Origin of the sequence: Microcystis sp. M49636_WE2 (assembly GCF_030065375.1) — a bacterium.
GTDB lineage: Bacteria > Cyanobacteriota > Cyanobacteriia > Cyanobacteriales > Microcystaceae > Microcystis > Microcystis aeruginosa_C.
On the sequence record NZ_JASJFG010000334.1, the window covers coordinates 1 to 1357 of the forward strand.

The following is a 1357-nucleotide window of genomic DNA, read 5'->3' on the forward strand; positions in this document are numbered from 1 at the left end:
AAATGGTCAATATGCTGTATCTATCGCTGAATTGCCTCATTTTCGAGTCCAAGCACCCACCAAAGAAGAAGCCATTTCCCAACTACAAACAACCTTTATCGAACAAATTAGCCAAATTGAAACGATATCATGGACAACACCTCTAGATAACCCCTCACCCTTTAGATGATGACAGTGAAGTAGATCCCTCATATTATCTGTAGAGGATAAAGATTTGTGTCTCAATATATTCTCGATACTGACCATATTTCCCTAATTCTTCGCAATCATCCCCAAGTTATTGCTAATGCGTCCCGTCATTCCATTTCCTTTACAATCATTACTGTTCAGGAACTTTTCAGTGGAACGAACCACAGAGACACAGAGGACACAAAGACCGATCGCTACTATATAAGTTAAACTTATCACACAAAGTCGAGAAGAGCCCTTTTTTAAGTTTCTTCTCTTTTTGTTAATGAAAGATGTGACCAATGGATACCCTAAAAGGGGCGAGGTTTTAAACCCAAAATTCTGATAAAGTAAAAATCGTCCCGATACCTTGACTGGTTAAGGGAGAGAACGTCAATAGTTTGTTAAATAGTACATATAAACCAATGCCACGTCTTCGCTCGATTATTTCCCTAGTTTTAGTCCTAGTTACTACGCTGCTGGTTAGTTGCAGTGGTCCCCAAGCAACTATCCCCACCGTCTATAGTCCGCAAAAAATCGAACAGTTACAGGTTTACATCCAACCCATAGAAGGATTTCGCCAAAAAATGAGCGTTTTGCAAGACCTCATCGCTGACAAAAATTGGGTAGATACTCGCACCTATATCCACGGCCCTTTGGGGCAATTGCGTCAGGAAATGGTAGGATTATCGCGTAATTTACTGCCCAAAGACCAAGAAAAAGCCAAGCAGTTAGCGAAAAATCTTTTCGTTCACTTTGAACGTATCGATGCGGCAGCCAAAGAAAAAGATGCTAGTCTCGCTGCTAATCAATTCCAAGAAGCATTAAAAGACTTCGATGCTTTCTTAAATATTGTTCCTAGTTAGTTTGTATTAGTGATCGGTGATCAGTTATCAGTGATCACCGACCAGGCCGCAGCTAAAAAACCGATAAATGCTATTTTGGTTTAGTTTGGACGCTAATAGGGCCATTAACCATGGTTTGACAGGCTAAACGATAATTTTCGGGTTTTTTCTTCAGACAGCGCTGCTCAAAGTCGGTTCTAGCGGAGAGATTTTCCATCCCCTCGACAATTGCCACTATACAAGTACCACACTGACCGTAACCGCCACAATTCATCAATTTACCGCCAAAAGTGTAGATATCAACGCCATTCTGGATTGCTTTCTCTCGTAAATTCGCTCCATCT

At 41.0% G+C, this 1357-nt stretch carries 3 protein-coding genes; 1 reads left to right on the top strand and 2 read right to left on the bottom strand.

Annotated elements, in window-relative coordinates; genetic code table 11:
- Window positions 1-252: 252 nt before the first annotated feature.
- Entirely contained in the window at window positions 253-471 is a 219-nt protein-coding gene (locus PX484_RS07980; RefSeq protein WP_409770010.1) for a hypothetical protein, read from the bottom strand.
- A 122-nt stretch (window positions 472-593) separates the two neighbouring features.
- On the opposite strand from PX484_RS07980, the gene psbQ reads away from it, so the two are divergent.
- The gene (gene psbQ / locus PX484_RS07985) at window positions 594-1034 is read left to right on the top strand and encodes a photosystem II protein PsbQ (RefSeq protein WP_002737745.1); all 441 of its coding nucleotides are present in this window, start codon (window positions 594-596) and stop codon (window positions 1032-1034) included.
- Window positions 1035-1104: 70 nt separating this feature from the next.
- Here the strand turns inward: psbQ and PX484_RS07990 are convergent.
- A partial coding sequence (locus PX484_RS07990) for a 2Fe-2S iron-sulfur cluster-binding protein (protein WP_288103392.1) occupies window positions 1105-1357 on the bottom strand: 253 nt, incomplete at its 5' end.

Coding starts and splice junctions, on each gene's coding strand:
- psbQ (WP_002737745.1), top strand. CDS start 594: ATGCCACGTCTTCGCTCGATTATTTCCCTAGTTTTAGTCCTAGTTACT.